A 4293-nucleotide genomic window follows, 5' to 3' on the forward strand; every position below is an offset into this window, starting at 1 on the left:
TCGTGAAAGGAGCTCAAAAGGAGAAGGACTCGGAAATAAATTTTTATCGCATATAAGAGAGGTTAATGCGATTTTGCATGTCGTTAGAGTTTTCGAGGACGGAAATATCACGCATATCGGCGAGGTAAATCCTTTAAGAGATTTGGATATTATATTAACAGAATTAATATTGGCGGATATTGAAACGATTAACGCGAGAATAGAAAGACAAAAAAAAGCTTTAAAAGGCGGAAAAACAAAATCAGTCGAAGAAGAATTGGAACTTTTAAATAAAATTCTTCCCGAATTAAATAATTCAAATCCAATTTTTAGTTTAAATCTAACCGATACGGAAAAAGAAATTATTAAACCGTTGTTTTTGCTCACTTCAAAAAGTATGATGATTGGAGCTAATTTGTCGGAAAACGAACTTGCAAATCCCGAAAGAAATAAAAATTATGTCGTTTTGAAAAATTATTCGAAAGAAAAAAATATAGAATTAATTCCTTTCAGCGCGAAAATCGAAGCCGATTTGCAAGATTTGGAAGAAGAGGAGAGATTAAGCTATTTGGAAGATTTGGGAGTGAAAGAATCGGGAGTTTCAAGATTATCGAAAGCGGGACATAAACTCTTAAAATTAATTACTTTCTTAACATCGGGCGAGGACGAAACGAGAGCTTGGACGGTAAGAGAAGGAGCGTTTGCGCCAGAAGCGGCGGGAGTTATTCATAGCGATTTTGAAAGAGGTTTTATAAGCGCCGAAGTTATAAATTGCGAAAAACTGCTCGAACTTGGAAGTTTCGTTAAAGCGAAAGAAGCGGGAGCGATTAGACTCGAAGGAAAACAATATATTATGCAAGAAGGCGATGTTGTGACTTTTAGGTTTAATGTGTGATTAGCCCGCAATGTCTCCGTATTCTATATTTTTATCTCCGTCAACATAGACGATTAAAGAATGTCTTTTGAAATAATCGGGTTTAAAAAGTATATGCATTGTCGTGTCGGGTTTGCTTTCGTCTTCTTCAAAATCTATTAAAACGCTATCTAAATACATCGCGTTATAAAAATCTTCGTCAGTTATCGGTATATTTATTATTTCGTCCAAATCGTTTTTATAAGAATTTTCTTTAATTTCTTTGTCATTTTGAGAAACCCATTCTTCCGCCAAAGTTACGCATTGATGGGAAATTAAAAAATCGGATATTAATTTTTTATTTTCTTCAATCCAATTTAATATTTCGTTAATTTTTTCTTTATATTTTTTGAGAGCTTCGGATTTATTCGTTTCTTCTCCGAAATCTATAATCAAAGATATATTTCTTTTTTTCCATATTCTGCATTTGGCTTCGTAAGAAAAATAATCGCTTTCTTTAAAAACATTTAAATATTTTATAAATTTTTTCATTATGATACCCTATTTATTTTTATCCGCTTCTTTTACGGATTTTATTATTATATTACAAATTTCTTCATCGTCAAAATATCCGCTGTCGATAGTTAAATTGTAATTAACCATATTTCCCCATTCTTCGCCCGTATAATACTTGCAATAATTATATCTGTATAAATCGGTATTCTTTAATTGAGCTTCGGCGTTTTCTATTTCTATTCCGTATTGTTTCGTAATTCTTTCTATTCTATTTTTAATCGGCGCATGAATAAAAACATTGAAACATTTATAAGCGTCTTTTAAAATAAAACTTGCGCATCTTCCAATCATCACGCATGAACCTTTGCCAGCTATATCTTTTATTATTTCGCTTTGAATATCGAATATTTTATCCAAAATCGAATATGTAATATCGTTATTGAAAGGACTTAAAAAATGTTTCTTATTGAAAGCGTTGAAAAATATATTGTCGTTGGTAAATTTCTCGTCTTTCGCTTCAATCGTTTCTCTGCTTATTCCCGTTTTTTGAACTACAATATCTATAAATTCCTTATCGTAAAATTCTATATTGAGTTTTTTTGCAATTCTCTCTCCTATAAATCTGCCCCCGCTTCCGTATTGTCTGCTTATCGTTATTATAATATTTTTCATTTTTTAGTCGTTATTTTAATCTTCGTTTATATAAGATAATAAAGTTTGGTATTGGTTTTTCATATTATTTGGAATATTCGAGTCTTTAAGCAAATTTTCCAAATATTTTTTAGGTTTGTCAATTTCGCCAGATAAAATCATTCCAACGACTTTATAATAATGCGCCATATAAAATTCTTCGGATTTAGAATACTCTTTTATTATTCTATCAAAATAAATATTAGCCGTTTCGTAATCGCTTTGCTGCGCTTTGATTAAACCAAAACCGAGAATATATTTTGGCATAGATTCTTCGGGAATTGATTTTTTGCTTAATAAATCGTTGAATATTTTAGTCGCTTCCTCTTCGTTTCCAGATTCCATATATAAATCTAATTTTTCCAAACTTGACTCTTTGCTCGAAAGTATCACATTTATTTTGCCCAATTTATCGATGGCATTTTTCATATAAGGAACGAATTTTTCGCCTTCCACATATCCGCCGACATTTTCCAAAACGAATCCGTCAGCGTTAATAAAAAGAATAGTGGGATAACCTTGAACTCCATATTTTTTAGCAATTTCTTCGCCTTCTTTGGAATTTTCGGGATTCAATTTTACGGAAATCATTTTTTTAGCCGTTTCAATCACTTCGTTATTTGAATAAGTGTTTTTATCCAATTCTTCACACCAACTGCACCAATCGGTATATATGTCTATCATAATCGGTAGATTTTTGCTTTTCGCTTTTTTAATCGCCGTAGCCAAATTTTTTTCCCATTTTATTTCAGCGTAAGAATTTTCGCATGAGATAATCGTAAATAAAGCTATCATTATAATAATTATGCTTTTATTTTTCATTTTTAATTCCTCGATTAATTAAAATCAAATATTTAAGTTAATTATAAATTCGTTTGTTAATAAATACAATATTAAAAATAATAAATAATTATTGATTTTATTGATTGTCTTCATTATTATCTGAATTATTGGAATTTAAATTTTTTAATCTCTCTCTGATTTCTTTAGTCGATTGCAAAGCGTCTTTTTCTTTCATTTTCGGCTGTCCGAATATTGATAAAGTTTGATTCAAAATATTCTTAAAACTGTCTTCAACCGCGTTTTCTTTCGAGTTTATATACATCATTCTTATCTGGTCTTTAATTTCTTTATTTTCTATTTTTTCAAGCAGATTTATATTATGGTCGGATATTGAAATCAAATACATTTCGTCCGCTATTTCTATAATCGAAATATATCGGTTTGCGGCTACCGCGGTTGTGGCGAGTATTCTAATAATTTCATTCGAGCCAGATATTTTTTTTGTTCTGTTTTTAAGATAGATAAAAACTAAATATATTCCGACTAATGTCAATATAAATCCTATAATCGCTCTTATGAACATTCCCGTATTGCTTACTGTCGCTCTGTTTTCAATGTTTCTTATATCTTCGAGTATAGCGGGTTCGTCATTTGTATTATTTTCGGTTTCAGCGGGAATATTAAAAAAATTTGTAGTCGTTTCGTTAGTATTTATATTATTAGTATTATTATCTTGCGGATAAACTATATAAGAAAATATTATTAAGAATATTATTATTTTTTTCATTTTTAATATTTAATCCGATTTATTTCCGTTTAATTTGATGCGGAGAGCGAGGGATTCGAACCCTCGGTAGGAAAATTCCTACGACAGTTTAGCAAACTGTTCCCTTCGGCCTCTCGGGCAGCTCTCCAAACATTAGCTTCTCAAAAATAAGTTTTTTTATAATAACATAAAAATATTTTTTAGTCAATATTCTAATATAAATTTTATTAAAAAACATATTTAAATAAATCTATTTTAAATTATAATTATGCAAAATTTATATTAAAGGATTAGCTATGAAAAGAGCTTTAATATCGGTATTCTATAAAGATAAAATTCTTGATTTTGCAAAATTTTTAATTTCAAAAAACATTGAAATAATTTCAACGGGCGGAACTTACAAATACTTAAAAGAAAATTCAATTCCCGTTATCGAGGTTGAAGAAGTAACGGGCGAAAAAGAAATGCTTGACGGAAGAGTAAAAACTTTAAGCTCAAAAATTCATGGAGGAATACTCGCTATAAGAGATAATCCAAAACATATAGAAGCTATAAAAGAAAGAGGAATAATTCCAATAGACATCGTTATAGTCAATCTATATCCTTTTTTTGAAAAATATTCAGACGATACTTTAAGTTTTGAAGAAAAAATAGAATTTATAGATATTGGAGGTCCTACAATGCTTCGTTCGGCTGCGAAATCTTT

At 29.9% G+C, this 4293-nt stretch carries 5 protein-coding genes, 1 tRNA gene and 1 pseudogene; 2 read left to right on the forward strand and 5 right to left on the reverse strand.

All coding sequences use genetic code 11. From position 1 onward, the window contains the following. On the forward strand, positions 1–874 hold an 874-nt coding region (gene ychF / locus EZH24_RS07790), incomplete at its 5' end, for a redox-regulated ATPase YchF (RefSeq protein ID WP_137998551.1). Here the strand turns inward: ychF and EZH24_RS07795 are convergent. From EZH24_RS07795 to EZH24_RS07815, 5 genes are all read right to left on the reverse strand, one after another. Then, positions 875–1384 carry a DUF2262 domain-containing protein gene (locus tag EZH24_RS07795; protein WP_137998552.1) on the reverse strand — a complete coding sequence of 170 codons (510 nt, stop codon included), beginning with the start codon at positions 1382–1384 and terminating at the stop codon, positions 875–877. A 9-nt stretch (positions 1385–1393) separates the two neighbouring features. Beyond that, positions 1394–2020: a cytidylate kinase-like family protein gene (locus EZH24_RS07800; protein WP_137998553.1), complete on the reverse strand. Its 627-nt coding sequence runs from the start codon at positions 2018–2020 to the stop codon at positions 1394–1396. 15 nt (positions 2021–2035) lie between these two features. Beyond that, entirely contained in the window at positions 2036–2860 is an 825-nt protein-coding gene (locus tag EZH24_RS07805; RefSeq protein WP_137998554.1) for a thioredoxin fold domain-containing protein, read from the reverse strand. A gap of 97 nt (positions 2861–2957) precedes the next feature. Beyond that, positions 2958–3608: a FliO/MopB family protein gene (locus EZH24_RS07810; protein ID WP_137998555.1), complete on the reverse strand. Its 651-nt coding sequence runs from the start codon at positions 3606–3608 to the stop codon at positions 2958–2960. 40 nt (positions 3609–3648) lie between these two features. Next, a tRNA-Ser gene (locus EZH24_RS07815) sits at positions 3649–3735 on the reverse strand. A 148-nt stretch (positions 3736–3883) separates the two neighbouring features. On the opposite strand from EZH24_RS07815, the pseudogene EZH24_RS07820 reads away from it, so the two are divergent. Then, positions 3884–4293, forward strand: a pseudogene (locus tag EZH24_RS07820) (bifunctional phosphoribosylaminoimidazolecarboxamide formyltransferase/IMP cyclohydrolase); the annotation flags it as partial.

Origin of the sequence: Brachyspira catarrhinii (genome assembly GCF_005518285.1) — a bacterium.
GTDB lineage: Bacteria > Spirochaetota > Brachyspiria > Brachyspirales > Brachyspiraceae > Brachyspira > Brachyspira catarrhinii.

Excerpts from the sequence above, each read along its gene's own strand:
- EZH24_RS07800 (WP_137998553.1), bottom strand. The coding sequence starts at position 2,020 with ATGAAAAATATTATAATAACGATAAGCAGACAATACGGAAGCGGGGGC.
- EZH24_RS07795 (WP_137998552.1), bottom strand. The coding sequence starts at position 1,384 with ATGAAAAAATTTATAAAATATTTAAATGTTTTTAAAGAAAGCGATTAT.
- EZH24_RS07805 (WP_137998554.1), bottom strand. The coding sequence starts at position 2,860 with ATGAAAAATAAAAGCATAATTATTATAATGATAGCTTTATTTACGATT.
- EZH24_RS07810 (WP_137998555.1), bottom strand. The coding sequence starts at position 3,608 with ATGAAAAAAATAATAATATTCTTAATAATATTTTCTTATATAGTTTAT.